At 63.3% G+C, this 23529-nt stretch carries 23 protein-coding genes; 7 read left to right on the top strand and 16 right to left on the bottom strand.

Features of this window, described 5'->3' with window-relative positions; translation table 11 throughout:
• Position 1 precedes the first annotated feature (1 nt).
• Together AQUI_RS0109945 and AQUI_RS0109940 are read left to right on the top strand one after the other, a co-directional pair.
• A complete protein-coding gene (locus tag AQUI_RS0109945) occupies positions 2 to 367 on the top strand; it encodes a DUF2946 family protein (protein ID WP_035919892.1) in 366 nt (121 codons plus the stop codon).
• A gap of 82 nt (positions 368 to 449) precedes the next feature.
• On the top strand, positions 450 to 1847 hold the full coding sequence (locus tag AQUI_RS0109940; protein WP_027257385.1) for a PepSY-associated TM helix domain-containing protein: 1398 nt from the start codon (positions 450 to 452) through the stop codon (positions 1845 to 1847).
• A gap of 281 nt (positions 1848 to 2128) precedes the next feature.
• On the opposite strand, the gene AQUI_RS0109935 is transcribed toward AQUI_RS0109940, so the two are convergent.
• Positions 2129 to 2857 carry an SDR family NAD(P)-dependent oxidoreductase gene (locus tag AQUI_RS0109935; protein WP_027257384.1) on the bottom strand — a complete coding sequence of 243 codons (729 nt, stop codon included), beginning with the start codon at positions 2855 to 2857 and terminating at the stop codon, positions 2129 to 2131.
• A 149-nt stretch (positions 2858 to 3006) separates the two neighbouring features.
• On the opposite strand from AQUI_RS0109935, the gene argB reads away from it, so the two are divergent.
• On the top strand, positions 3007 to 3867 hold the full coding sequence (gene argB, locus AQUI_RS0109930) for an acetylglutamate kinase (RefSeq protein WP_027257383.1): 861 nt from the start codon (positions 3007 to 3009) through the stop codon (positions 3865 to 3867).
• A gap of 126 nt (positions 3868 to 3993) precedes the next feature.
• Here the strand turns inward: argB and AQUI_RS0109925 are convergent, their stop codons facing one another.
• Positions 3994 to 4326 carry a GYD domain-containing protein gene (locus tag AQUI_RS0109925; RefSeq protein WP_027257382.1) on the bottom strand — a complete coding sequence of 111 codons (333 nt, stop codon included), beginning with the start codon at positions 4324 to 4326 and terminating at the stop codon, positions 3994 to 3996.
• 170 nt (positions 4327 to 4496) lie between these two features.
• Between AQUI_RS0109925 and AQUI_RS0109920 the strand changes: the two genes are divergently transcribed.
• From AQUI_RS0109920 to AQUI_RS0109905, 4 genes are all read left to right on the top strand, one after another.
• On the top strand, positions 4497 to 5291 hold the full coding sequence (locus AQUI_RS0109920; RefSeq protein ID WP_027257381.1) for a sterol desaturase family protein: 795 nt from the start codon (positions 4497 to 4499) through the stop codon (positions 5289 to 5291).
• A 108-nt stretch (positions 5292 to 5399) separates the two neighbouring features.
• Positions 5400 to 6101 (top strand): hypothetical protein, encoded by a 702-nt coding sequence (locus AQUI_RS0109915; RefSeq protein WP_051372003.1) that lies wholly within the window; start codon positions 5400 to 5402, stop codon positions 6099 to 6101.
• The gene (locus AQUI_RS0109910; RefSeq protein WP_027257379.1) at positions 6098 to 6595 is read left to right on the top strand and encodes a SixA phosphatase family protein; all 498 of its coding nucleotides are present in this window, start codon (positions 6098 to 6100) and stop codon (positions 6593 to 6595) included. Before AQUI_RS0109915 ends, AQUI_RS0109910 begins: the two co-directional genes overlap by 4 nt.
• A 116-nt stretch (positions 6596 to 6711) precedes the next feature.
• Entirely contained in the window at positions 6712 to 7167 is a 456-nt protein-coding gene (locus tag AQUI_RS0109905) for a DUF411 domain-containing protein (protein ID WP_027257378.1), read from the top strand.
• A gap of 82 nt (positions 7168 to 7249) precedes the next feature.
• Here AQUI_RS0109905 and AQUI_RS0109900 read toward each other — a convergent pair whose 3' ends face one another.
• The 14 genes from AQUI_RS0109900 to AQUI_RS0109835 form a co-directional block, all read right to left on the bottom strand.
• Complete coding sequence (locus AQUI_RS0109900; protein ID WP_027257377.1) at positions 7250 to 8041, bottom strand: amino acid ABC transporter ATP-binding protein; 792 nt, start codon at positions 8039 to 8041, stop codon at positions 7250 to 7252.
• Positions 8042 to 8053: 12 nt separating this feature from the next.
• A complete protein-coding gene (locus AQUI_RS0109895; protein WP_027257376.1) occupies positions 8054 to 9358 on the bottom strand; it encodes an amino acid ABC transporter permease in 1305 nt (434 codons plus the stop codon).
• A gap of 1 nt (position 9359) precedes the next feature.
• Entirely contained in the window at positions 9360 to 10628 is a 1269-nt protein-coding gene (locus AQUI_RS0109890) for an amino acid ABC transporter permease (RefSeq protein WP_027257375.1), read from the bottom strand.
• 127 nt (positions 10629 to 10755) lie between these two features.
• The gene (locus AQUI_RS0109885; protein WP_027257374.1) at positions 10756 to 11772 is read right to left on the bottom strand and encodes an amino acid ABC transporter substrate-binding protein; all 1017 of its coding nucleotides are present in this window, start codon (positions 11770 to 11772) and stop codon (positions 10756 to 10758) included.
• Positions 11773 to 12022: 250 nt separating this feature from the next.
• Positions 12023 to 12727, bottom strand: a complete 705-nt coding sequence (locus AQUI_RS0109880; protein WP_027257373.1) for an ATP12 family chaperone protein — start codon at positions 12725 to 12727, stop codon at positions 12023 to 12025.
• Between the two features lie 3 nt (positions 12728 to 12730).
• A complete protein-coding gene (locus AQUI_RS0109875) occupies positions 12731 to 13399 on the bottom strand; it encodes an HAD family hydrolase (RefSeq protein WP_027257372.1) in 669 nt (222 codons plus the stop codon).
• Complete coding sequence (locus AQUI_RS0109870) at positions 13396 to 14442, bottom strand: RluA family pseudouridine synthase (protein ID WP_027257371.1); 1047 nt, start codon at positions 14440 to 14442, stop codon at positions 13396 to 13398. Before AQUI_RS0109870 ends, AQUI_RS0109875 begins: the two co-directional genes overlap by 4 nt.
• Positions 14439 to 14819: a fluoride efflux transporter CrcB gene (gene crcB, locus AQUI_RS0109865; protein WP_027257370.1), complete on the bottom strand. Its 381-nt coding sequence runs from the start codon at positions 14817 to 14819 to the stop codon at positions 14439 to 14441. Before crcB ends, AQUI_RS0109870 begins: the two co-directional genes overlap by 4 nt.
• Before the next feature lie 155 nt (positions 14820 to 14974).
• Positions 14975 to 16291, bottom strand: a complete 1317-nt coding sequence (locus tag AQUI_RS0109860; protein WP_027257369.1) for a replication-associated recombination protein A — start codon at positions 16289 to 16291, stop codon at positions 14975 to 14977.
• Entirely contained in the window at positions 16291 to 17682 is a 1392-nt protein-coding gene (locus AQUI_RS0109855; protein ID WP_027257368.1) for a trypsin-like peptidase domain-containing protein, read from the bottom strand. Before AQUI_RS0109855 ends, AQUI_RS0109860 begins: the two co-directional genes overlap by 1 nt.
• A 248-nt stretch (positions 17683 to 17930) precedes the next feature.
• A complete protein-coding gene (locus tag AQUI_RS0109850) occupies positions 17931 to 19019 on the bottom strand; it encodes a 3-deoxy-7-phosphoheptulonate synthase (protein ID WP_027257367.1) in 1089 nt (362 codons plus the stop codon).
• 277 nt (positions 19020 to 19296) lie between these two features.
• Positions 19297 to 21708 (bottom strand): CHASE3 domain-containing protein, encoded by a 2412-nt coding sequence (locus AQUI_RS0109845; protein ID WP_027257366.1) that lies wholly within the window; start codon positions 21706 to 21708, stop codon positions 19297 to 19299.
• A 173-nt stretch (positions 21709 to 21881) separates the two neighbouring features.
• The gene (gene rplQ / locus AQUI_RS0109840) at positions 21882 to 22310 is read right to left on the bottom strand and encodes a 50S ribosomal protein L17 (RefSeq protein ID WP_027257365.1); all 429 of its coding nucleotides are present in this window, start codon (positions 22308 to 22310) and stop codon (positions 21882 to 21884) included.
• Positions 22311 to 22449: 139 nt separating this feature from the next.
• Complete coding sequence (locus AQUI_RS0109835) at positions 22450 to 23466, bottom strand: DNA-directed RNA polymerase subunit alpha (RefSeq protein WP_027257364.1); 1017 nt, start codon at positions 23464 to 23466, stop codon at positions 22450 to 22452.
• Between the last annotated feature and the right edge of the window lie 63 nt (positions 23467 to 23529).

Here is a 23529-nt window from a genome sequence, read left to right as displayed (position 1 = left end):
GGTGTTTGACCGGCTCGCCTCCTTTCTGGTTGTGATTGCCCTGGCTGTTGCCGGTCTGATCCCGGCTGGCTGGATGCCCGCCTCGGCGCAGGACGGCAAGGTGCTGCTGGTGATCTGCACCTCAAATGGCATACAGGAAGCCTGGGTCGATCTGGGCGATGGCGGGTCGCATGGTCCCGCGGAACCGATGGATGACCGCAGCTGCCCCTTTGCGGCGCTTGGCACGGTGGCATTGCTGCCGGACAGCCTGATTGATCTGAACATTGAGACCCCGCTGACTGACCGCTGGTCGCGCGAGGCCTTCACCCACCATACCGCCGGCTTCCACTGGCGCTATGACGCCCGCGGCCCGCCCGCGCTCTCCTAGGGCTGCGGCCCTTTTCCCGAACAAACACTGACATTTCCGCCGGCGCCAATGTGCCCAGCCTGTTCCGGTATGGAGAGCCCCCATGGCAACCAGCCAACCGCAATCCGCGGGCCCATCGCGCCCGCTTTCCGAGAAATTCTACTTCGCCGCCTGGCGCTGGCACTTCTATGCCGGCCTGTTTGTGATCCCCTTCCTGATCATGCTGGCGGTGACCGGCCTGATGATGATGTTCATCACCCAGTTCGACGGCCGCGACGGTGAGAAAATCAGCGTGACGCAAGGCGCAGCCGAGCTGAGCATTCCTGAGCAGGAGGCCGCCGTTCTGGCCGCCCAGCCCGGCACCATTGCCGAATGGATCGGCCCCAAGGCCCCCGGTCTGGCCGCGGTGTTCCGCGTAAAAACAGATGACGGCCAGCGGCTGGTGGCCCTGAACCAGTACAGCGGCGAGGTGATCGAGGTCTGGGACCGCCGCTCGGGCTGGTATGATTTTACCGACAACATCCATTCCACCCTTCTGATCGGCGACACCGGCGACCGGCTGATCGAAATCGCCGCGGGCCTCGGCATCGTGCTGGTGCTGACCGGGCTTTACCTGTGGTGGCCGCGCGGCAATGCCGCCAGTGCCTTTGTCCCCAACTTCCGCGCCAGGGGCCGCGCCCTGTGGAAGAACCTGCACACGGTCACCGGCTTCTGGATGTCGGCGCTGCTGGTGATCTTCCTGATCTCAGGCCTGTCGTGGACCGGCATCTGGGGCGGCCAGATGGTGCAGGCCTGGAGCACCTTCCCGGCAGCCAAATGGGACAACGTGCCCCTGTCGGACGACATTCACGCCAGTATGAACCACGGCGCCACCAACGACGTGCCCTGGGCGCTGGAACAGACCCCGATGCCCGCCTCAGGATCCGAGGCCGGGATCACCGGCGTTCCTGAAGGCCAGGCGGTGGATGCAGGCAGCATTATCGCCCTAGGCCGCGCCTTGGGTATGGAGGGCCGCTTCCGCCTCGCGTATCCCGGTGGTGGAAATGGTGTCTGGACCATCAACCGCGACAGCATGAGCGGCGATGGCGGCGATCCCTTCATCGACCGCACCATCCATATAGATCAGTACAGCGGCAAGATCCTCGCTGACGTGAAATACGAGGACTACTCCTTGGCGGGCAAGGCGATGGCTGTCAGCATCCCCTTCCACATGGGGCTGATGGGCACCTGGAGCTTTCTGCTGAATGTGGTGTTCTGCCTCGCGGTGATCTTTGTCTGCGTCTCCGGCCTGGTGATGTGGATGAAGCGCCGCCCCGCAGGTGCCAGCCGCCTAGCAGCACCGCCGGAACCGGCAGAGATGCCGTTCTGGAAGGGGGCTGCGCTGATTGCCGTGCTGGTGTCGCTGGCCTTCCCGCTGACCGGTCTGGCGCTGCTGGCGGTGCTGGCCTTTGACGTGCTGCTGCTGGGCAACCTGCCGCCGCTGAAACGCGCGGTGTCCTGACATTGGAACACGCGCCCGCCAGTCCCTCACCGGCGGGCGCCTTATCAGGCATGTGCTGCGGATTTGCATCCCTGGCCCCGGTCAATGGCGTCTCTCTGTCCTGAGGACGCTGTTCGACCGGCAAAAGGACCGCGGTGCGTGCCCGATACCGGCTATGTCCCGTCTTTGGCAAAGCCGGGAGCTGCGCGGCGTCTTTTGCGTCCTTTGAGACGCCGCGCAGCCATTGCTCTGCCGCACATTCAGAACCGCTGCCCGGAACAAGGCCTCCCGGTTCAGTGCGCTCACACGTGCTGCGCGCCGTTCACCTCGATCTCGGCGCCGGAGATATAGGAACTCCCTTCCGAACACAGGAAGTAGATCGCCGAGGCCACCTCCTCGGGCTGGCCCAGCCGCTGCATCGGCAGCTTCTCGACGATCTTGTCGGTGCCGGGCGACAGGATAGCGGTTTCCACCTCGCCCGGCGCGATGGCATTGACCCGCACCCCCATGGGCCCGAAATCATGCGCCATCTCACGTGTCAGCGCCGCTAGCGCCGCCTTGGAGGTGGCATAGGCCGCGCCAGCAAAGGGATGCACCCGGCTGCCCGCGATCGAGGTCACATTGACCACCGATCCCTTGGCCGCAGCCAGCTCATCCTTCAAGCCCCGCGCCAGCACCACCGAGGCAAAGAAATTAACATGAAACACCTTGCCCCAGTCCATCAGATCGGTGTTGAGCGTATTCAGCCGTTCACCCTCCGGCCCCTTAGGTGAAATTCCGGCATTGTTGACCAGCGCGTCCAGCCGGCCGTCCAGCAGCTCCTGGATCTGGCCAACCGCGTTGATCGTGTCCGACGGGTCCGACAGATCCAGCTGAACATGGTTCTCCTGGCCGCCGCCCCAGGGGCATTCCGCCGGGAACGGCTGGCGCGAGCAGGTGATCACCCGCCAGCCCTCGGCATTGAAGCGGCGCACGGTGGCGTGGCCGATACCGCGGCTGGCTCCGGTCAGGAGCAGGGTTTTCTGACGCATCATGCGGTCCTCTTCAAGGGATTCACTGCAGGGATCTGCGGCCAGAGCCTAGCACCGGCACCGGCATCTGCAATGGCCGGGACGCAGGCGACCCTTGGCACCAGCCCAAGAAGCGCCTAAACCAATCGTTCATAGGGATGATGACAGCGATGAAGACACAGAACATGAACCGCGACTGGATTGCCACTGCCGAGACCCTCTCAAGCGCCCTGCCTTACCTGCAGCGCTATGACGGGGCCATTGTTGTCATCAAGCTGGGCGGCCACGCCATGGGCAGCGACGAGGCGATGGAGACCTTTGCCCGCGATATCGTGCTGATGCGTCAGGTCGGTGTGAACCCGGTGATCGTGCACGGCGGCGGGCCGATGATCAATGCGATGCTGGAAAAGCTGCAGATCCAGTCCGAGTTCGTCAACGGCAAGAGGGTCACCGATGCCGCCACCATGGAGGTGGTGGAAATGGTGCTGTCCGGCGTGGTGAACAAACGCATTGTGCAGGCGATCAACCGCCAGGGCGGCCGTGCCGTCGGCCTTTCGGGCAAGGATGCCAATCTGATCACCTGTGATCAGGCCGATCCGGACCTTGGCTTTGTCGGCGCCCCGGCCGATTTGGACCCCAAGGTGCTGTACGGGCTGTTCGAGAAAGACATGATCCCGGTGATCGCCCCGATCGGCGCCGGCCGGGACGGCGAGACCTTCAACATCAATGGCGACACTGCTGCCGGGGCCATCGCCAAGGCGCTGCAGGCCGACCGGCTGCTGCTGCTGACCGACGTTGCAGGCGTCAAGAACGGCGAAGGCGAAGTGGTGACCGAACTGAAGGCCGCGGACGTCGACGAAATGACCGCCAGCGGCGTGATTGCCGGCGGTATGATCCCCAAAACCGAAACCGCGCTGGATGCGGTGCGCAATGGTGTGCGCGCCTGCACCATCGTTGACGGGCGGGTGCAGAACTCCGTTTTGCTGGAGCTGTTCACCGATCACGGCGCAGGCTCGATGATCCGCGCCTGACGGCTGCCCGCGTTGATTTGAGGGGCGCTGCCCCCTTGGCCCGGCCAGGCCAATTCACCCCGAAGTGATTTTGACCAGAAAGAAACCGGATGACAGCGGGAGGCTGCCGTCCGGCCGCTGACTGCGTTAGCTTCCTGGCGCTTTGTAGGCTTTGGCGATGCCGCCGGCCTTCTTCTGAATGGCGGTGAATTCGTCCGAGGTGAACGCCCGCACGGTTTTCAGGTTGCTGACGGCCCCGCTGGCACCGGTTGCCATCAGCCCCGCAAGCAGGCCGGATGCGTCGTCAATTGTCACCTGGATCGCAAAATCGCTCTCGCCAGTGGTCAGATAGTAGCTTTCCAAAGTCCCGCCTGCCGCTTCGACAACTGCGCGGGCTGCCCCTTCGCGGTCACTGGGGTTTTCAATCATCGCTTTCATTGCTGAGGATGTATAGCAGCCGGTGACGATAAATCTTGGCATTCTGACTCTCCCTGGGGCGAAACCTGCAAGCCGACGATGGGCCCAATGCCGCACAGTCCGGCCCGCATCCCCCCGGGGCCGGACCATAGCACATTCCGGCGTTCTGGCATATGAGTGCAATGCCGACAGCGGGGCTTGCTTTTTACCTATATATGCGCATTGCTGCATATATGGATCATGAGAACCTCCTCCGCCTTGCTGTTTTCCTGGGCCTGTTTGCGCTGTTTGCCATAGCCGAGGCCTGGGCGCCGCGGCGCGGGCGGCGCCTGCCCCGGCGGCGGCGTTGGCTGACCAACCTGTCCATGTCCGTTATTAACACATTGACCTTGCGGGCACTGGCCCTTGGGCTGCCTTTGCTGGCAGCCGGGGCGGCTTGGGACGCCGCTGAACACGGCTGGGGGCTGCTCAACCACCTGAACTGGCCCGGCTGGCTGGAGGGTCTGCTGGCGGTTCTGGTGCTGGATTTCGCGATCTGGCTGCAGCATCTGATCACCCATAAGGTGCCGCTGTTGTGGCGGCTGCACCGGGTGCACCACGCCGACACGGACATGGATGTAACCACAGCGGTGCGCTTTCATCCCATTGAGATCGCCCTGTCGATGCTGCTGAAGATCGGGCTGGTCTACCTGCTGGGACCGTCAGCTCTGGCGGTGGTGCTGTTTGAGATGCTGCTGAACGGCACCGCATTGTTCAACCACGCCAATCTAGCGCTTCCAGCGGGGGTCGACCGGGTCTTGCGGCTGTTGCTGGTGACACCGGACATGCACCGGGTGCATCATTCCACCAGCCGCGCGGAGCACGACAGCAACTACGGCTTTGCCCTTTCCATCTGGGACCGCATGTTGGGAACCTATACGGCCCGGCCCGGTGCAGGGCATAAGGGCATGACTGTGGGACTGCGCTGGCAGGACGGACGCCCGGGCCGGCTGGGCTGGAGCCTGAGGCTGCCGTTCCGCCGCTTCTGACGCCGCCGGCGGGAAGACGCCGGCAGGACAGGACGGGACGTTTTTGCACTCTGGCAAGCAGGCTTGCGCTGTTAGGCTTGTGCCAAGCCCCCTGACCGGATGCCGCATATGCCCCTGACCGACCTGCCAGACCGCCGCGCCCAAGGCACGCTGTCTTATCCTGAGATCGAAGCTGCCGCCGCGCAGGCCGGGCTTGCGGTCTGCGGCGCCCTGCACCCGCAGCGCCAGCCCGTCAAGGCGCTGGAGGGCGGGACATTGATCCTGCTGGGCACAGCCGGGGCGTTCTGGCCCGTCTTCAAGACCAGCCCCGAGCACCGCGATGGCGCCCCGCACCCGGTGGACCGCTGGTCCGAGCGGGTGGTCGGCGCCCTGGCCCAGGACCTGCGCGGCAGCGCCTATTTTCCGTTTGGCGGGCCGCCCTACACGCCTTTCATCAACTGGGCGCTGGCGTCGGGCCGGTTTTTCACATCACCGTCACAGATGATGGTGCATGATCGCGCCGGCATGCTGATATCCTTGCGGGGGGCCCTTCATTTCAAACAGGAATTTGACATTCCCCCTCCGCCTTTGGCAGAGTCTCCCTGCCACAGCTGCTCCTCCCGCCCCTGTCTCAGCGCTTGTCCCGTCAGCGCATTGGCAGACGGCGGCCCCTACGATCTGGCAGCCTGCCATGACTATCTCGACACGCCCGCCGGCACTGGCTGCATGGCAGGCGGCTGTCTGGCCCGCCGCGCCTGCCCGCTGAGCCGCAACGCCAGCCGGGACCCGGAACAAACCGCACATCACATGAGGCATTTTCACCCCCAATGACCTGCACCCTGATCCTGACCCGCCATGCCAAATCCGCCTGGGACGCAAATGTCCCCAGCGACCACGCCCGTTCGCTGAACAAACGGGGGCGCCGGTCTGCCCCGGCCATTGCCGCCTGGCTGCGGGATAACGGCTACCTGCCTGATCAAGTGATCTCATCCTCTGCGCAACGCACCCGCGAAACCTGCGAGCTGATGGAGCTGGGCGTGCCTGCGCAGTTCACCGAACGGCTGTACCACGCCAATTCGGAAATGATGTTCAAGGTGCTGATTGAGGCCGAGCAGCCGCGGGTCATGCTGATCGGGCACAATCCCGGCATTGCCGCCTTTGCCCATTCCATCGTCTCCAGCCCGCCGGATCATTCGCGGTTCGACGATTACCCGACCGGAGCAACGCTGGTGGCGGAGTTTGATATCAGCAGCTGGCGCGACCTGGCCTGGAGCAGCGGCAAACCCGTCGACTTTGCCGTTCCGCGCGAACTGCTGGGGGAATAGCGCGGCTGCGGCAATACCGCGCATCCTGCGCATCCTGCGCGGGAGGGGCATGGCGCCGCTGCAAGCGCGGACCTAAGTGCCTGACAGCCCCGTATTTGCCAGGACTGGAAACCACCATGCACCGCCGCTACCTGCTGCTGGCCGCAGCCGCCGCCCTACCCCTTGCCGCAATTCCCGCCTTTGCCGCAGCACAGGACACCATCCGGATCATGAAATCGCCCAGTTGCGGCTGCTGCACCGCCTGGGCAGAGCATCTGGCCGCTGCGGGGCTGAAAACCGAGCTGCGCAATGTTCCTGATGATCAGCTGTGGGCAATGAAGGACCGGCTGGGGATCACCAGCGATCTGGCCTCCTGCCACACCGCGATGGCCGGGCCCTATGTGATCGAGGGCCATGTCCCAGCCAGCGACATCCAACGGCTGCTGGCGGAACAGCCTGCGGCGTTGGGTCTGGCTGTGCCGGGGATGCCGATCGGCTCACCCGGCATGGAGATGGGGGATGAACGCGAGCCGTTCGACACCCTGCTGATCCTGGCCGATGGCAGCACCGAAGTCTTTGCCAGCCACTCCTGATCAAGACGGCCTGACCAATAAAACCTGAACAAAAAAAGGCCGGGCGCTGTGCCCGACCTTTTTGTTGCGTGATGCCGCTGCTTTAGTGACCCAGGATCTGGCTAAGGAACAGTTTGGTCCGCTCGCTTTTGGGATTGTTGAAGAACTCCTCCGGCTCGTTCTGCTCCACGATCTGGCCCGCATCCATAAAGATCACCCGGTTCGCCACCTGACGGGCAAAGCCCATCTCGTGGGTCACGCAGAGCATGGTCATGCCTTCTTCGGCCAGCTCGATCATGGTGTCGAGCACCTCTTTGATCATCTCCGGGTCCAGCGCCGAGGTCGGCTCGTCGAACAGCATGATGCGCGGCATCATGCAAAGTGAGCGCGCAATCGCCACACGCTGCTGCTGGCCGCCCGACAGCTGACCGGGGTATTTGTCGGCCTGCTCGGGGATCTTGACCTTCTCCAGGAAATGCATCGCCCGCTCTTCGGCTTCTTTCTTGGGCGTCTTGCGGACCCAGATCGGCGCCAGGGTGCAGTTCTCCAGGATCGACAGATGCGGGAACAGGTTGAAGTGCTGGAACACCATGCCAACCTCGGACCGGATCTTGTCAATGTTCTTGAGGTCATTTGACAAGACGGTGCCATCCACCTCAATCCTGCCCTGCTGATGCTCTTCCAGGGCATTCAGACAGCGGATCAGGGTGGATTTACCCGAGCCGGACGGGCCGGCGATGACGATACGCTCGCCCTGGTTCACCGTCAGGTTGATATCGCGCAGCACGTGAAAGGACCCGTACCACTTGTTCATGTTGGAGATTTCAATGGCGACCTCGTCGCTCACCTGCATCTTGGAACGGTCGATTTGACGGTCGGTCATAAGTTCAGACATATGTTGAACTCCTTAACGGTGGCCAGTCTGAAGCTTGCGCTCCAGATACATGGAATAGCGGGACATGGAGAAGCAGAAGACGAAGAACAACAGGGCGATAAAGCCATACAGTTCCCAGACAATGCCGTTCCAGTTGGCGTCCGCGCGGATGGCGTTCGACAGGCCCAGAGGATCCAGAAGCCCGATGATCGAGACCAGCGTGGTGTCCTTGAAGACGCCGATGAAGGTCGAAACGATGCCGGGGATCGAGATCTTCAGCGCTTGCGGCATGATGATCAGCCGCTGCGCCTGCCAGTAGTTGAGGCCAAGGCTGTCGGCGCCCTCGTACTGGCCGCGGGGCAAGGCTGCCAGGCCGCCGCGGATCACTTCGGCCATATAGGCCGAGGCAAACAGCGTCACCATGATCAGCACCCGCAGGATGATGTCGAAGTTGGTTCCGGGCGGCATGAAAATGTTCAGCAGGGTCGAGGCCACGAACAGCAGCGTGATGAGCGGCACACCCCGGATGAACTCGATAAAGCCGACGCAGATGTATTTGACGATCAGCAGGTCCGACTGGCGGCCCAGCGCCAGCACAATGCCGATCGGCAAGGAACAGGCGATTGCCACAACACCGATGGTCACCGACAGCATGAAGCCGCCGAACTTGCGGCTTTCCACCGCTTCGATGCCGATGGGCAGGATCGAGTCTAGCGCGCCCGAGACCGGAGCAGCCAGCAGCATCCACCAGACAAGCGCCGCCGCAACGCCCAGGATCACGCCCAGAAGGGTGCTCAGCGCTTCTGCGGCGAACTTGTAGACCAGACCGCCGATGACGAAACCCGCCAGCGCGGCGATCGGCATCCAGATGGTGCCGCCCCACAAAAGCCAGGGGAAGATGAACGGGTAAAGCGCCGAAAAGATCAGCATCTTCGACGGCACCCGGTCCGAAAACAGCACTGGGGCCAATGCTGCGCCCAGCAGGACAAAGGCGGCGACGGGGCGCCAGTACAGGTGGCTCGGGTAAAACCCGAAGATCAGCTGAACCCAGCGTTCCTTGATCACACCCCAACAGGCGCCATGGGCATCGCCATGGCCCGCTGCTGCCAGCGTTTCACGGCAATTGGACAGCGAGGTGCCGTCCCAAGTGGGCGACAGGATCCAGGGAACAATGGCGGCCAGAACGAAATAGACCGCTGTGAACGACGCAATGGTCAGGATCGAGTTGAACCAGCTGGAAAACAGGTTATGCCGCGCCCAGCCGATGATCCCGACCTCAGAGGCCGGAGGATCCTGCTCGGGAAGCATTTCGGTGCGGACAAATCCGATATCAGACATCTCAGCGCTCCTTCAGCTTCACGGCTTCGTTGTACCAGTTCATGATCCCGGAAATGGTCAGCGAGATCGCCAGATACACCAGCATCAGCAGCAAAACGCATTCCAGCTCGCGGCCGGTCTGATTCATGGTGATACCGCCCAGGGTGCCGGTGATGTCCATGTAGCCCACGGCAATCGCCAGCGACGAGTTCTTGGTCAGGTTCAGATAGTTGGAGATCAGCGGCGGAATAATCACCCGCAGCGCCTGCGGCAGAACCACCAGCGACATGATCTTGTTGGAGCGCAGGCCCAGCGCCTCGGCGGCTTCGGTCTGGCCTTTGGAGATCGCCATGATCCCGGCGCGCACGATTTCCGCGATGAAGGCAGCGGTGTACAGCGACAGTGCCAGCCACAGCGCAATCAGCGAGTTGCGCAAATGTGTGCCGCCCTTGAAGTTAAAGCCCTTCAGCTCGGGGTAGCCCAGGTAAAAGCCCAGCACGGCCAGCAGGATCGCCATCGGCACCACCACCACGGCGGTGCGCACATGCCAGGTTGCCGGACGGTCGCCGGTGGCTTCCTGGATACGGTCCGCACGCTGGCGGATCTTGATCGAGGCAAACAGGCTGAGGCCCAGCACCACCAGAATGGCCATCAGGTCCAGGCTGACATCAAACCGCAGCGAGGATTCACCAAACAGATGCGCATCGCCCAGCGAACGTGAGAACAGCGGCTCGGGGATATAGACACCGCGGTTGGTCACGGCAACGCTGTCGGCCAGGCTCATCGTGGCTTCAGGGTTTTCGCCCCGGAATGCCCGTGGCGCCGGCAGGGTTTCGATCAGGATCGCCATCACAAAGACAATCCAAAGAAGCACCGGCACATTGCGGAACAGCTCGACATAGACCGCCATCAGACGGGCCACCAGCCAGTTCGACGACAGCCGCAGAACGCCGATGATTACGCCCAGGATTGTTGCGGTGATACAGCCGAGGAAAGCCACAACCAGCGTGTTCAAAAGCCCCATCAGCGCGGCCCGCAGGTGGCTGTCGCGCGAGGTGTATTCCAGCAGGCGCTGGTTGATATCGTAGCCGGCCGGTTCCGAGAAGAAGCCGAAATCGATCGGCTTGCCCAGTGCGGCCAGGTTGCTCAGCGTGTTGTTGATCAGCCAAGCTGCCAGAAGCATGAACCCGAACATGGCGATGACCTGAATGGTCCCCGACCGGTACCGGGTGTCATAAAGGAGCATAGACAGCCGGAACTGCTCCTTTGGAGGGTCAGTTAACGTTGACATATAGTGTGATCCCCTGGGCTCCGGTATTCTGTCCTGGCGGGGTTGTCCCCGCTCCGCAGCGGTCCGGAGCTTATTTTCTGATAGGAAAAGGGCGCAGGAAACTCCTGCGCCCTTCCCGGTGGTGTGTTTAGCGGAACGGCGGAGCGTACAGCAGGCCGCCTTCGGTCCACTGTGCGTTCAGGCCGCGGGCCAGGCCGACCGGAGTGTCTTCGCCGATGTTCTTGGCGAAGATTTCACCGTAGTTGCCCTGCGAAGCGATGGCCTTCTGGGCCCAGGTGGCGTCCAGGCCGAGCATCTCGCCCAGCGTGCCTTCGCTGCCCAGCAGACGGTTGATTTCCGGGTTCTCGGTGCCGGCGGACATTTCGCTCAGGTTGGCCGAGGTGATGCCCAGCTCTTCAGCCGAGACCAGCGCGTTCAGAGTCCAGCGGACCACATCGCCCCATTCGTTGTCGCCATGGCGGACCAGCGGGCCCAGCGGCTCCTTGGAGATGATTTCCGGCAGCAGCACATGTGCGCCCGGATCGTCAAAGGTGGCGCGGGTCGCAGCCAGGCCGGACGCGTCGGTGGTGTAAACGTCGCAGGCACCGGCCAGGTACTGCTGCTGCGCTTCGGCGTTGGTTTCGATCGGAACCGGCTCATACGAGATGTTGTTGGAGCGGAAGAAATCCGCCAGGTTCAGCTCGGTGGTGGTGCCGGTCTGGATGCAAACGGTGGCGCCGTCCAGTTCCTTGGCCGAGGACACGCCCAGATCTTTCGGGACCATAAAGCCCTGGCCGTCATAATAGTTGACGCCGGTGAATTCGAACTTCAGATCGACATCGCGGCTGAAGGTCCAGGTGGTGTTGCGGGCCAGCATGTCGATCTCGCCGGACGCCAGCGCGGTAAAGCGGGTCTTGCCGGTGGTCGGCACGAATTCAACAGCAGTCGAGTCGCCCAGCACAGCTGCAGCCACAGCCCGGCAAACGGCAACGTCGAACCCTTCCCATTCCCCGTTCGCATTCGGAGCCGCAAAGCCGACCAGGCCGACGGTGACGCCGCAGTTCAGCTTGCCGCGCGCCTTCACATCGTCCAGCGTTCCGGCGGATGCTGCGCCAGCCGCAAGACCGGCAAAAGCCATTGCGCCCAAAAGTACGGATTTTTTCATATTTACCTCTTCCTGATAGCCCGCCATTCAGCGGAATAGTCCGCCATTCGGCGGTTCTTATTAACCGGCGATCCCCCGCCGGAATTGAGACTGAAGAAGGGTTTACCCCTTTTTCGCGCCCAAGTGTGGGCGCATTCATCAACAAACGTCAAGGGTGGGATCAGGAAATTCGATGCGCGGCATACGCACAGATTGCCCGTGAGTAAATTTATTTACGTCTCACGGGGTCATTCGGTAATTTTCTGTTCTCTCAGGAGAAATCGTAAAACCGCTTGGCGTGCAGAAATTCCTGCCGCTTCACCTCCGCCGCAGCCTGGGCGTCCTCATCGACACCCCATTGCTCTTCCTGCCAGCGCTCGTCCAGACGCGACAGTTTCCAGATCTCATCGGCACTGCGCCAGCCCTGCGCAGCAGCAAAGCCAAGGATCAAAGAGCCGGAAATCCCTACCAAATCATGGAAAGCCGCCAGCTGAAACGCTGTCATCGCATGCACCTTATCCGCCAGCGCCGACAGCGCCGCGGTCTCCTGCGGCTGGTGCAGAATGCCGGTCCGGGGCTGCAGCCGCACGCCCAGCGCCCCTGCCGCCCAGTCCAGCGCCGGGTCCCATTCCTGCGCTTGACGCAACGTCAATTCAACCGGCGCGTCGGCGCGGTAGCACAGCAGGTCGGAATCGCCGTATTCGGCCAGCATGGCGGCCACTTCGCTGTGCTGATGTGTCACCTTGTCAATTGCAGCATTGGCGGACCGGGTGCAGGGCATGGTTCCGGGATCAACTGATTCGGTCTGTGCGTCCCATTCTGCAGCGATGGCGTCGCCCATAGCCCGGGTCGGCACCGCCAGCGGCGCTTTGGCCGGCGTCTTCACCCGGCGCCCGTCCAGCTCCACCGCAAACCCGTCTTCGGTCTGCGCAACCGTGACGTCTTTCCAGAACCGCTTCTGTGCCCAGCCGCTCATCTCTTACACCTTCCAAATCTCTGCCAGCAGCGGACGCAGCTCCGCGAAATCGCGGATCAGGTAATCGGCGCCCAATGTCTCTGCCGGATGATAGCCCCAAGGCACGGCGATGGTGGTGACCCCCGCTGCGCGCCCCATTTCAATGTCAAACCGCGTATCGCCGATCATCACGGTGCTGGTCCGGTCCACCCCGGTTTCCGCCATCGCCGTCAGCACCATCGACGGGTGCGGCTTGGACGGGTGGTGATCGGCCACTTGCCGGGTCACGAAACACTCCAGCCCATGCGCCGCAATCAACGCCTCCACCCCGCGCTGGGACTTGCCGGTGGCGACCCCCAGCAGGTATTCCGGAATTGCATTCAGTTCCGCCAGCGCTTCGCGTGCACCAGGATACAGCGGCGAATGCCCGGCCCCCGCCGCCTCACGCGCCAGCATGTAAGAGGACTTGTAGCCCTCAACCAGTGCCTCGACGGTGGCAGCATCCTGACCCGGCGCCAGCTCCCGCATCGCCAGGGGCAGCGACAACCCGACGATGGACAGGATCGCGTCCCGCGGCGGCACGGGCAGGCCCGCGCCTTCAAACGCCTCCGCCATCGCACCTGTGATGGCGCCCTGGCTGTCCGCCAGCGTGCCATCCACATCAAACAGGATCAGCCGCAGCGGTGAACTCACTTCAGATCCTCAAACGGGTCATCCGCCGCCAGGTCCTCGCTCCAGCCGAAGGTGTCCCAGCTGTCTTTCATGTGATCAGGCAAAGGCGCCACCACCGAGACATTCTTGTGGGTCACCGGATGTTCAAACACCATCCGGCGCGCATGCAGATGCAGTTTTTTGGAAATCACCCCGCCCAGCTGCGCGCCCCAGCCGTCGCCCAGGTTCTCCTGGCCCGAACCGCCGTATTTGCCATCGCCTGCAATGGGATGGCCCATGCCGGACATATGCGCCCGCAGCTGATGGGTGCGGCCGGTGACCGGCTCCATCGCCACCCAGGCCGCACGGCTGGCCACCCGGTAAAGCGTCGCATAGAGCGTATGCGCCCGCTTGGCGCCGTATGTATCGTCAATGTCCTGCGGATGGACGTTGATCATCTTCTCGCCTTCGCCGCTCTTACCATGCCCCGGCGCCTTCACCAGCCCGTTCTTGATTTCGCCCAGGTAGGGCGTCGGCACACCGGCCACCAAGGCCCAATAGATCTTGCGGGTATTCTTGTGGCGGAAGGCAGCGGTCAGCCCCTGCGCGGCCTTGCGGTTGCGCGCCAGCACCAGAATGCCGGATGTGTCCTTGTCGATCCGATGCACCAGCTTGGGCTTGTCCTCCAGCCCGAACTTCAGCGCCTCCGCCAGACCGTCCACATGTTTGGTGGTGCCGGAGCCGCCCTGCACCGCCAGGCCTGCGGGCTTGTTCAGCACAATCACGTCGTCGTCGCGGTAAATCACGCAAGACTGGATCATCTTGGCATCGGCGTCGGAAACCCTAATCTCCCGCGGCGCGGCAGGTTTCAGATCGCTGTCCGCCAGCGGCGGCACCCGCACCACCTGCCCGGTCTCGACCCGGGTATTGGCCTTCACCCGGCCACCGTCCAGCCGCAGCTCGCCCTTGCGGCACATCTTCTCAATGCGGCCCTGGTTCACATGCGGAAACAGCCGCCGCAGCCAGCGGTCAATGCGCTGGCCGCCATCGTCTTCGCTGACGGTAATCATCTGAACGCCGCTCATGCGAACACTCCTCTTGCGGCCATCAGGCCCAGAAACAATCCGCCAACCGACAGGCCCACGGACAAACATACGTACAGCGCCGCCTGCCCGAAGGCGCCGCGCTCGATCAGGTTGGCGGTCTCCAAAGAGAACGCCGAGAAGGTGGTGAACCCGCCCAGAAGCCCGGTCATCACCAAGGGGCTGAGGTGGGTCAGACCGCGCATCGCTGCGGCAACCACAAACACCCCCATCAGGAAAGAGCCGATCACATTGACCGTCATCACCGCCACCGGGAAATCGTGATGGCCGAACAGGCGGATAATCCCCAGCCCGGCCAGATAGCGGCACACCGCCCCGATTGCGCCGCCAAGGGCCACCATGGAAACCGAAGACATCATCCCCGTCCTGTCGCGCGGGCGCGCCGGGATGTCAAGTTTTCCCCGTATTGCACCGCTTGCAAGGCTCCGGCCGGGCCGATCCTGCGCGTTCACACCGGCTTCATCTTTTCCCAAATACTCCCGCCGGGGCAGCGGTTTTCCCATGGAAAGCCGCTTTACGTGTTCCGCTTCAGCCTGAGGTTCGCAAAATAATCCGTGCGCCGCTTCAGCTCGCGCTCGAAACCCCGCTCCACCGGCTGATACAGCACCGGGCGCTTCACGCCGTCGGGGAAGTAGTTCTGCCCGGAAAAACCGTCCTCGGCGTCATGGTCATAGGCATAGCCATCGCCATAGCCCTGCTCGGACATCAGCTTGGTCGGTGCGTTCAGGATATGCTTGGGCGGCGGAGCGCTGCCGGTGGTCTTGGCCAGCCGCCGGGCGGCTTTGATGCCCACGTAAACCGCGTTGGATTTCGGCGCCAGCGCCAGATAGACGGCAGCATTGGCCAGCGCCAGCTCGCCCTCCGGGCTGCCAAGGCGCTCATACGTCTGCCAGGCATTGAGGCAGACAGTATTGGCCTGCGGATCGGCCATGCCGATATCTTCGGTCGACATCATCGTCAGCCGCCGGGCCAGAAACCGCGGATCCTCGCCGCCCTCCAGCATCCGCGCCAGCCAGTACAATGCCGCATCCGGGTCGGAGCCGCGGATCGACTTGTGCAGGGCGGAAATCAGGTTGTAATGCTCGTCGCCGGACTTGTCGAACTTGGCCGCACGCCGCATCAGCCGCGCCGACAGCGCCTCGCGTCCCAGCGGCGCCTCTACCTTCCAGGCGGCAACCTGTTCGATCAGATTAAGCAGCGCCCGCCCGTCGCCGTCCGCCATCTCGTGCAGCGCATCGCGGGCAACGCCCGACAGCGGCAGCGCCCGGCCCAGCTCCTTCTCGGCACGCTGGGTCAGACGTTCAAGGTCCGCCAGCGACAGCCGCTCCAGCACCAAAACCTGAGAACGCGAAAGCACAGCGGCGTTCAGCTCAAACGAGGGGTTCTCGGTTGTCGCCCCCACCAGCAGGATAGTGCCATCCTCCATATGCGGCAGGAAACCGTCCTGCTGGGCCTTGTTGAACCGGTGGATCTCATCCACGAACAAGAGCGTCCCTTGGCCGTTCTGGCGGCGGATTTTGGCGGCCTCGAACACTTTGCGCAGCTCCGGCACGCCGGTGAAGATCGCCGAGATCTGCACAAAATGCAGATCAGTCTCCTGCGCCAAGAGCCGCGCGATGGTGGTCTTGCCCACGCCCGGCGGCCCCCAGAAGATCAGCGACGACAAGGAGCCGGACGCCAGCATCACGCCCAGCGGCGCCTCCGGTCCCAGCACCTGTTGCTGGCCGATCACATCCGCCAGCGACTGCGGCCGCAGCCGGTCGGCCAGCGGCCGGTTCGGCTGCGGCGCATCGCGGCCCGCAGGCGCAGGACTGCCGAACAGATCCGCCATCAGGTCCGGAACCGCAAAGTGACACGCTGGCCGCGCCGGTTCAGATCCAGCTGAATCCAGCGGCCGCTGTTTGCCAGAATTGTATAAACGTCATCGGTGCTGGCGACAGGCTGGCCATTCACCGCCAAGAGCGCATCGCCGGGCTGCACCCCGCCGCGCCCGGCGTAAGGGCCAGGATCCGTGATCACCACGCCCTGTGCCGACAGCGGCAGGCCCAGCCGCGCAATCACCTGCGGATTGATCCGCGCCACGGTCAGCCCCGGCAATGCCGTGCCTTCATCCAGCTGCACCGGGTTTGCGGGAGGCTGATCAGGTGCCACGATCATCGGCACCGCAATCTCCTGCCTTTCCTCACCGCGAAGACGAGTGATCGCGGACATGCCGTCCAGCCCTGCCACCGACATCCGGAACACCATCTCGGACGGCGAATTCACCACCTCGCCATCCACATGGGTGATCACATCGCCCACCTTGAAACCGGCCTTGGCAAAGGGGCTTTCAACATGCAGGTCGGAAATCACCATGCCCTCGGGCACATCCATCCCCAGCGAGGCCGCCAGGTCTGCATCCACCGGCTGCCCGGCCATGCCGGCCCAGGGACGCCGGAACTCCTCGGCGCCCTTGCGGGCCTGGCTGACAAATTCCTTCACCAGGTTGGCCGGGATGGCAAAGCCGATGCCGTTGGAGCCGCCGGAGCGGGACAGGATGCGGGTGTTGATGCCGATGAGGTCGCCATTCACGTCGATCAGCGCGCCGCCCGAGTTGCCAGGGTTGATCGGCGCGTCGGTCTGGATGTAGTAGCCAAACCCGTCGCCTGCCCCCATGCCGGTGCGAGCAAGGCCTGAGATGATGCCGCTGCTGACGGTCTGGCCGACCCCGAACGGGTTGCCGATGGCCAGCGCCAGTTCGCCCACCTCGACCTGATCGCTGTCGCGCAGGTCCAGATGCGGCAGGTCTTCGGCGGCTTCCAGCTGCAGGATCGCCAGGTCGCTGGCCTTGTCGCCCAGGATCACCCGCGCATTGTATTCGCGCCGGTCAGAGGTCACCACCCGGATTTCGGTGGCCATGCCCACAACATGAAAGTTGGAGACCACGATACCGTCGCCCGACAGGATCACGCCCGAGCCCAGCGAGTTCTCCACCCGCGGCTGCGGCTTGGCGAAGCCGCGGAAGAAATCATCAAAGAACGGATCGTTCATGAACGGCGAACGGCGGCGCTGCTGCACCTGGCGCACTACCTTGGCGTAGATGTTGACCACTGCCGGCGAGGCGTCTTTGACCAGCGGCGCAAAGCCCAGCGCGATGTCCGCCTGGTTCTGCGGCACCCGGGTTTCGGCTGCGGCCGGCAGGGCGAGAACAATGGCAAGGGCGGTCAGGACTGGGCGGATCATGGGGGCTCCGTTTGTTGCTGTGCGATGGATATGCGGAGCGCGCGCCCGGATTGCAAGACATGAGCAGTTGCGACGGCACAGGGACGCAGCCCCTCTTGGCCTTGCGGCCAATTCACCCCGAGGTATTTTGGACCAGAAAGAAGCCGGCGGCCGGCCAGGCGCATCAGGCTTTCTTACTTGCCGGCATATCCGCAGTCCCGCCGCTGCAAGGGAGGCACGCGCCGCCAGGCATGTGCCCCTTTGCAGCATCAGGCTTCTGCCAGGCTCGGTTCAGCCGCCCGTCCCGCATGGGCACGCCGTGCAGTGACGGCTTCTGCCAGCGCCTCCAGTTCTTGTACTGTATCCGCCCAGCCCAGGCAGCCATCGGTAACCGACTGCCCGTAAGTGAGGTCCCCTTTGCCCAGATCCTGACGGCCGGCCACCAGATGGCTTTCGATCATCACGCCCGTAATGCGCGCATCACCGCCAGCGATCTGCCCGGCGATGCCGCGCAGCACGGCGGGCTGCTTCATGGGGTCCTTGCCGCTGTTGGCATGGCTGGCGTCGATCATTACATGGCCGCGGATGCCGTCCTTTTCCGCCAGTTTGCAGGCCGCATCGACCGAGGCTGCGTCATAGTTGGTGCCGCCGCCGCCGCGCAGGATCAGGTGGCCGTCCGGATTGCCGCTGGTCGCCGCAATCGCCGCACGGCCTGATTTGGCCAATGCCATGAAATGGTGCGGATGCGCCGCCGAGCGCACCGCATCAACCGCGATCTGCAGATTGCCGCGGGTGCCGTTCTTGAACCCTACCGGGCAGGAAAGGCCGGAGGCCATCTCGCGGTGGATCTGGCTTTCGGTGGTGCGGGCGCCAATGGCGGCCCAGGCGACCATATCTGAGATGTACTGCGGCACCGCCGTGTCCAGGAATTCGGTGCCGACCGGCAGGCCCAGGGCGTTGATGTCCAGGCACAGGCGGCGGGCCAGCCCCAGCCCTTCGTTGATGCGGAACGAGCCGTCGAGGCCGGGATCGTTGATCAGCCCTTTCCAGCCCGAGATGGTGCGGGGTTTCTCGAAGTAGACCCGCATGACGATTTCCAGCTGCCCGGCCAGGCGTTCACGCAGCGGTGCCAGCCGTTCGGCATATTCCATCGCCGCCATGGGGTCGTGGATCGAGCAAGGGCCGACCACGGCAACCACCCGGTCATCGCGGCCATGCAGCACATCCTGGATCGCTGTGCGGCTGGCCAGCACGGTATCCGTGGCCGCCGCCGTACCGGGCAGCTGCGACGCGAGGTCTTCGGGCGAGATCAGTTCCTGCATGCCGGTGATGCGGAGGTTTTCGGTTTGCGGTGTCATGGGTCTGCTTCCTTGGCGGGGGCCCGGGCGCTGCGGCGGATACAAAAAGACCGCCTGCGGACTGCGGGCGGTTGGTATCCTGGTGCGTTCCGATCTATGTGCTCAGAATGCGCTGACCCCTCCGTCCGCCATGTGGCGCGGATAAAAGAAATACCAGAATGCGGCATAGGTGCGGGTCATGGGCCGGACGCTAGCGGAGATTCGGGCAGCTGTCACCCCGGAAAATCAGCAGCAGGCCCTCCGCCGGGGAGGGCCTGTGCCGCGTGCGTTTTGCGGATCAGAAATCCTGCCACAGGTCCCGGGCTGCGTTGCCGTCCTGCACCGGTGCCATCGCCGGCGCGGGGCTGGCCTCAAGCTCCCAGTCATCACCTCCATGCGCGGTGGGCACTGCGGCTTCCGGCGCGGGAGCCGCTGCCGGAACCGCAGCCGCGGAGCCATCGACCTGAAACTGCGCCACAATCTCTGACAGCTTGCCCGCATCGGTGTTCAGCAAATGGCCTGCCGCCGTGGCTTCCTCAACCATGGCCGCGTTCTGCTGAGTCACCTGGTCCAGCTGGGTGACGCCGGTGTTGATCTCAAGCAGGCCGGTGGATTGCTCCTCGGCGCCTTCGGCGATCTCCGACACCAGTTGCGAGATATGGCTGACCTGGCCGACAATCGACTGCAGTGCGTCACCGGCGCGGCCGACCAGATCCACCCCCTCCCCGACCTGACGCGAACTGTCGCCGATCAGGGTCTTGATCTCCATCGCCGCATCCGAAGACCGCTGCGCCAGCGCCCGCACCTCCGAGGCGACCACCGCAAAGCCGCGGCCCGCCTCGCCTGCTCGGGCGGCCTCGACCCCCGCATTCAGCGCCAGCAGGTTGGTCTGAAAGGCGATGTCGTCAATCACCGAAATGATCTGGGAAATCTTGTTCGAGCTTTCCGCGATCCCGCTCATCGCGGCCACGGCGCTTTGCACCACCTCGCCGCTGTTTTCCGCCTCCTGGCGCGCGTCGCGTACGGTCGCCTCGACGTTGCGGGCACCCTTGGCGGCAGATTTCACCGAGGCTGTCAGCTCATCAATCGCCGCCGCGGTTTCCTCGAGCGTGGCGGCCTGGCTTTCAGTGCGGTGCGACAGGTCGTCGGAGGCCTGGCTGATTTCCGCGGCTCCGCTGCGGATGCTGGAGGCAGCGCCGATCACCTGCTGCACGGTGTTGTTTAGGTTGTCTATCGAACCGTTGAAATCGGCGCGCAGTTGTTCGTATTCCTCCGGGAATTCCTCGGCAATGCGGATGGTCAGGTCGCCATGCGACAGGCGGGCCAGACGTTCGCTCAGCTGACGGACAACGCCGGACAGCTCGGCATCCTTGCTCTCCGCTTTCTGCTGTTCGGCCTCCTGCATCCGCACCAGTTCAGCGCGGAATTTATCCAGCGCGCGGGCCATATCGCCAACCTCGTCGCCGCGGTTCTGGCCATTGATCTCGACGGCATTGTTGCCCTCGGCCAATCCGCGCATCGACACCACGATGCGCCGCAGGCCTGAGGCAATCCCGGACCCGGTGATCAGCGCCATCACCGCGCCGATCAGGATCGCCGCAGCAATTGCCCCGGGAATCATGATGCGGGTCTGGGCGGCAAGCGCCTCATTGGCGGCGCGGCGGGCGGCCATTGCCTCAGCCCCTTTGGCCTCGATCGATTCCATGGTGGCCCGGAAGCTGTCGAAATACGCCTTGCCCCGCCCCTGGGCGACAAGATCGGCCATGTCATCCATGGTCGCCGCGCTGCCGATCACCCGGCGCAGCTGCAGCATCGGAACCACCACGCTGCTGCGCCATTCGTCAACGATCTTGGCCACGTTATCCAGGCGGTTTGCCTGCATCAGGTTGTCAGCCAGCGCCAGGTGGAGGTCGGCCAGCACCTCGTTGAAGCGCCCGTTGCCCTCCATATACGGATCGAGAAATTCCCGGTCGCCCGCCAGAAGGAAGCCGCGCATCCCGGTTTCCATGTCGACCGCCGCCGACAGCAGGTCCTTGGCGCTGCTGATTACCTTGTGGGTCTGCTCCACCGCCTGCAGCGAGGTGCTCAGGTAATCCGAATCGGCAATCCCGGCATTCACCAGGGAAGAAAAAGTGTTGCGCCGGTTGTTCAGCTCGACTTCCTCTTCTTCGATGACCTTGGCCATCTCCGCGCGGAAGTCCTCGAAGTAGACCCGGCCTTTGGACTGTTTCACCTCTGCCGCCATGTCGTTCATGGTCAGGGCGTCGCCGATATCTCGGCGCAACGCGATGGCGCCGGCCGCAACATCCTCCTGCCAGCCGGCCAATGTCTGCTCTGCCGTATCGAGGTCAGCCAGCAAGTCCGGATTGCCCTCTGCCAGGGTGCGCAAACTGTTCAGGGAGCCGGCAACTTTGGCGCTGCCGTCCTCAAACGGCACCAGATATTCATCCTGCCCGGCCAGCAAATACCCTCTCAGCCCGGCCTCCATGCCAGAGGCGGCTTGCGCCAGCGCCTGCGCTTCGGTCAAAATCTTCTGGGTGTGGTCAACGGCCTGCGCAGTCTTGTCCATACGGCCCAGGTTAACGACCGCCAGCACCCCAACCCCAAGAACCAGCAGCAGCGGCAACACCGCCACCGAAATGATCTTTGTCTTGGCGCTGAGGTTCGCCAGTGAGAACCGCCTGGCCGCGGTGGTGTTCTTTGCAGTCATTACTTCCGTCCCCGGGCTTGCTTGGATGCGGCAGTAAAATCAGAAGAAAATTACGATTCCCTTTCGCACAAAAAGTGCATTCTAAACATTGTCCGGATGCCGTCAGGTAAAGAAAAGCCCCCGCTCCGGGCGGAGCGGGGGCCAGATAACTGAACCGGAAAGTTCAGCGCGTCTTATTCGTCTGCTTCAGCAGCTGCTTCCGCTGCTTCCAGGCGGGCCTTGTCGGCTGCACCCTTGGCGGCAGTGTCGCGGTCGACAAACTCGATGATCGCCATCGGAGCCATGTCGCCGTAACGGAAACCGGCCTTCAGGATACGGACATAGCCGCCCTGACGGTCCTTGTAGCGCGGGCCCAGAACCTCGAACAGTTTCGCGACGTCCTTGTCCTGTTTCAGCTTGGAAGCGGCCTGACGGCGGGCGTGCAGGTCGCCGCGTTTTGCCAGGGTGATCATCTTTTCGATGATCGGGCGCAGTTCTTTTGCTTTGGGCAGGGTTGTCTTGATCTGCTCGTGCTCGATCAGCGAGCCGCACATGTTCGAAAACAGGGCTTTGCGGTGCTCATGAGTACGGTTCAGGCGGCGGTAACCACGTGCGTGACGCATTTTGATAGTCCTTTGATCTACGTTTTTGCTTTGTCAGGCAGCTGATGCGTGTCAGCCACTCACCTTGGGGCGGATGCCCATGTCGTCCCCGGCAGGTCCGGGCATTGAAGAGGAGGGCCGCAGCCCCCCTCTCTAAGTCTTAGAAGCTGTCTTCGAACTTCTTCGCCAGATCTTCGATGTTGTCCGGCGGCCAGTCCTCGACGTCCATGCCAAGGTGCAGGCCCATGCCCGACAGCACTTCTTTGATCTCGTTCAGCGACTTGCGGCCGAAGTTCGGGGTGCGCAGCATCTCGGCTTCGGTCTTCTGGATCAGGTCGCCGATATAGACGATGTTGTCGTTCTTCAGGCAGTTTGCAGACCGCACCGACAGTTCCAGCTCGTCCACTTTCTTCAACAGAAGCGGGTTGAACTCGAGGCCATCGTCCTCGTCCTGGCGGTTTGCCGATTCCGGCTCGTCGAAGTTGACGAAGATCGACAGCTGGTCCTGCAGAATGCGGGCGGCATAGGCCACCGCATCGTCAGGGGAGATGGAGCCGTCGGTTTCCACCTTCATGGTCAGCTTGTCATAGTCCAGCACCTGGCCCTCACGGGTAGGCTGAACGTCATAGGAGACCTTCTTGACCGGCGAATAGATGGCGTCGATCGGAATCAGGCCGATCGGTGCGTCTTCCGGCTTGTTCTTGTCTGCCGAGACATAGCCTTTGCCGGTGTTCACGGTCAGTTCCATGAACAGGTCGGCGCCGTCGTCCAGGTGGCAGATTACGTGATCGCGGTTCAGAACCTCGATACCGGCGGTTTCAGCGATGTCGCCAGCGGTGACAACTGCCGGGCCCTTGGCATTGACCGAAAGCCGCTTGGGGCCTTCGACTTCCATGCGCAGGGACACGCCCTTGAGGTTCAGGATGATGTCGGTGACGTCTTCGCGCACACCGGCAACACTGGAAAACTCGTGCAGCACGTTGTCGATCTGCACGCTGGTGATGGCCGCGCCTTGCAGCGAGCTCATCAGGACGCGGCGCAGCGCGTTGCCCAGGGTCAGGCCGAAACCGCGTTCCAGCGGCTCTGCGACGACAGTTGCCTGACGTGCAGGATCGTTGCCCGGCTTCACTTCCAGCTGTGCCGGCTTGATCAGCTCTGCCCAGTTCTTATGGATCATGCGTTCCCTCCATTCCTGTCCTTGCCCCATGTCCGGAAGGCCAAGGACGCCCGAGGTTTAAAT

It is taken from the genome of Leisingera aquimarina DSM 24565, assembly GCF_000473165.1.
Taxonomy (GTDB): domain Bacteria; phylum Pseudomonadota; class Alphaproteobacteria; order Rhodobacterales; family Rhodobacteraceae; genus Leisingera; species Leisingera aquimarina.
This window is presented reverse-complemented; position numbering and strand designations above follow the sequence as displayed.

What these genes read in the sequence shown, in the direction of transcription:
- AQUI_RS0109900 (WP_027257377.1), bottom strand. Translation starts at nt 8,041, where the DNA reads ATGTCTGAACTTATGACCGACCGTCAAATCGACCGTTCCAAGATGCAG.
- AQUI_RS0109925 (WP_027257382.1), bottom strand. Translation starts at nt 4,326, where the DNA reads ATGCCAAGATTTATCGTCACCGGCTGCTATACATCCTCAGCAATGAAA.
- AQUI_RS0109935 (WP_027257384.1), bottom strand. Translation starts at nt 2,857, where the DNA reads ATGCGTCAGAAAACCCTGCTCCTGACCGGAGCCAGCCGCGGTATCGGC.
- AQUI_RS0109905 (WP_027257378.1), top strand. Translation starts at nt 6,712, where the DNA reads ATGCACCGCCGCTACCTGCTGCTGGCCGCAGCCGCCGCCCTACCCCTT.
- AQUI_RS0109915 (WP_051372003.1), top strand. Translation starts at nt 5,400, where the DNA reads ATGCCCCTGACCGACCTGCCAGACCGCCGCGCCCAAGGCACGCTGTCT.
- AQUI_RS0109860 (WP_027257369.1), bottom strand. Translation starts at nt 16,291, where the DNA reads ATGGCGGATCTGTTCGGCAGTCCTGCGCCTGCGGGCCGCGATGCGCCG.
- crcB (WP_027257370.1), bottom strand. Translation starts at nt 14,819, where the DNA reads ATGATGTCTTCGGTTTCCATGGTGGCCCTTGGCGGCGCAATCGGGGCG.
- argB (WP_027257383.1), top strand. Translation starts at nt 3,007, where the DNA reads ATGAAGACACAGAACATGAACCGCGACTGGATTGCCACTGCCGAGACC.
- AQUI_RS0109885 (WP_027257374.1), bottom strand. Translation starts at nt 11,772, where the DNA reads ATGAAAAAATCCGTACTTTTGGGCGCAATGGCTTTTGCCGGTCTTGCG.
- AQUI_RS0109920 (WP_027257381.1), top strand. Translation starts at nt 4,497, where the DNA reads ATGGATCATGAGAACCTCCTCCGCCTTGCTGTTTTCCTGGGCCTGTTT.
- AQUI_RS0109910 (WP_027257379.1), top strand. Translation starts at nt 6,098, where the DNA reads ATGACCTGCACCCTGATCCTGACCCGCCATGCCAAATCCGCCTGGGAC.
- AQUI_RS0109835 (WP_027257364.1), bottom strand. Translation starts at nt 23,466, where the DNA reads ATGATCCATAAGAACTGGGCAGAGCTGATCAAGCCGGCACAGCTGGAA.
- AQUI_RS0109845 (WP_027257366.1), bottom strand. Translation starts at nt 21,708, where the DNA reads ATGACTGCAAAGAACACCACCGCGGCCAGGCGGTTCTCACTGGCGAAC.
- AQUI_RS0109855 (WP_027257368.1), bottom strand. Translation starts at nt 17,682, where the DNA reads ATGATCCGCCCAGTCCTGACCGCCCTTGCCATTGTTCTCGCCCTGCCG.
- AQUI_RS0109870 (WP_027257371.1), bottom strand. Translation starts at nt 14,442, where the DNA reads ATGAGCGGCGTTCAGATGATTACCGTCAGCGAAGACGATGGCGGCCAG.
- AQUI_RS0109895 (WP_027257376.1), bottom strand. Translation starts at nt 9,358, where the DNA reads ATGTCTGATATCGGATTTGTCCGCACCGAAATGCTTCCCGAGCAGGAT.
- rplQ (WP_027257365.1), bottom strand. Translation starts at nt 22,310, where the DNA reads ATGCGTCACGCACGTGGTTACCGCCGCCTGAACCGTACTCATGAGCAC.
- AQUI_RS0109850 (WP_027257367.1), bottom strand. Translation starts at nt 19,019, where the DNA reads ATGACACCGCAAACCGAAAACCTCCGCATCACCGGCATGCAGGAACTG.
- AQUI_RS0109940 (WP_027257385.1), top strand. Translation starts at nt 450, where the DNA reads ATGGCAACCAGCCAACCGCAATCCGCGGGCCCATCGCGCCCGCTTTCC.
- AQUI_RS0109880 (WP_027257373.1), bottom strand. Translation starts at nt 12,727, where the DNA reads ATGAGCGGCTGGGCACAGAAGCGGTTCTGGAAAGACGTCACGGTTGCG.
- AQUI_RS0109890 (WP_027257375.1), bottom strand. Translation starts at nt 10,628, where the DNA reads ATGTCAACGTTAACTGACCCTCCAAAGGAGCAGTTCCGGCTGTCTATG.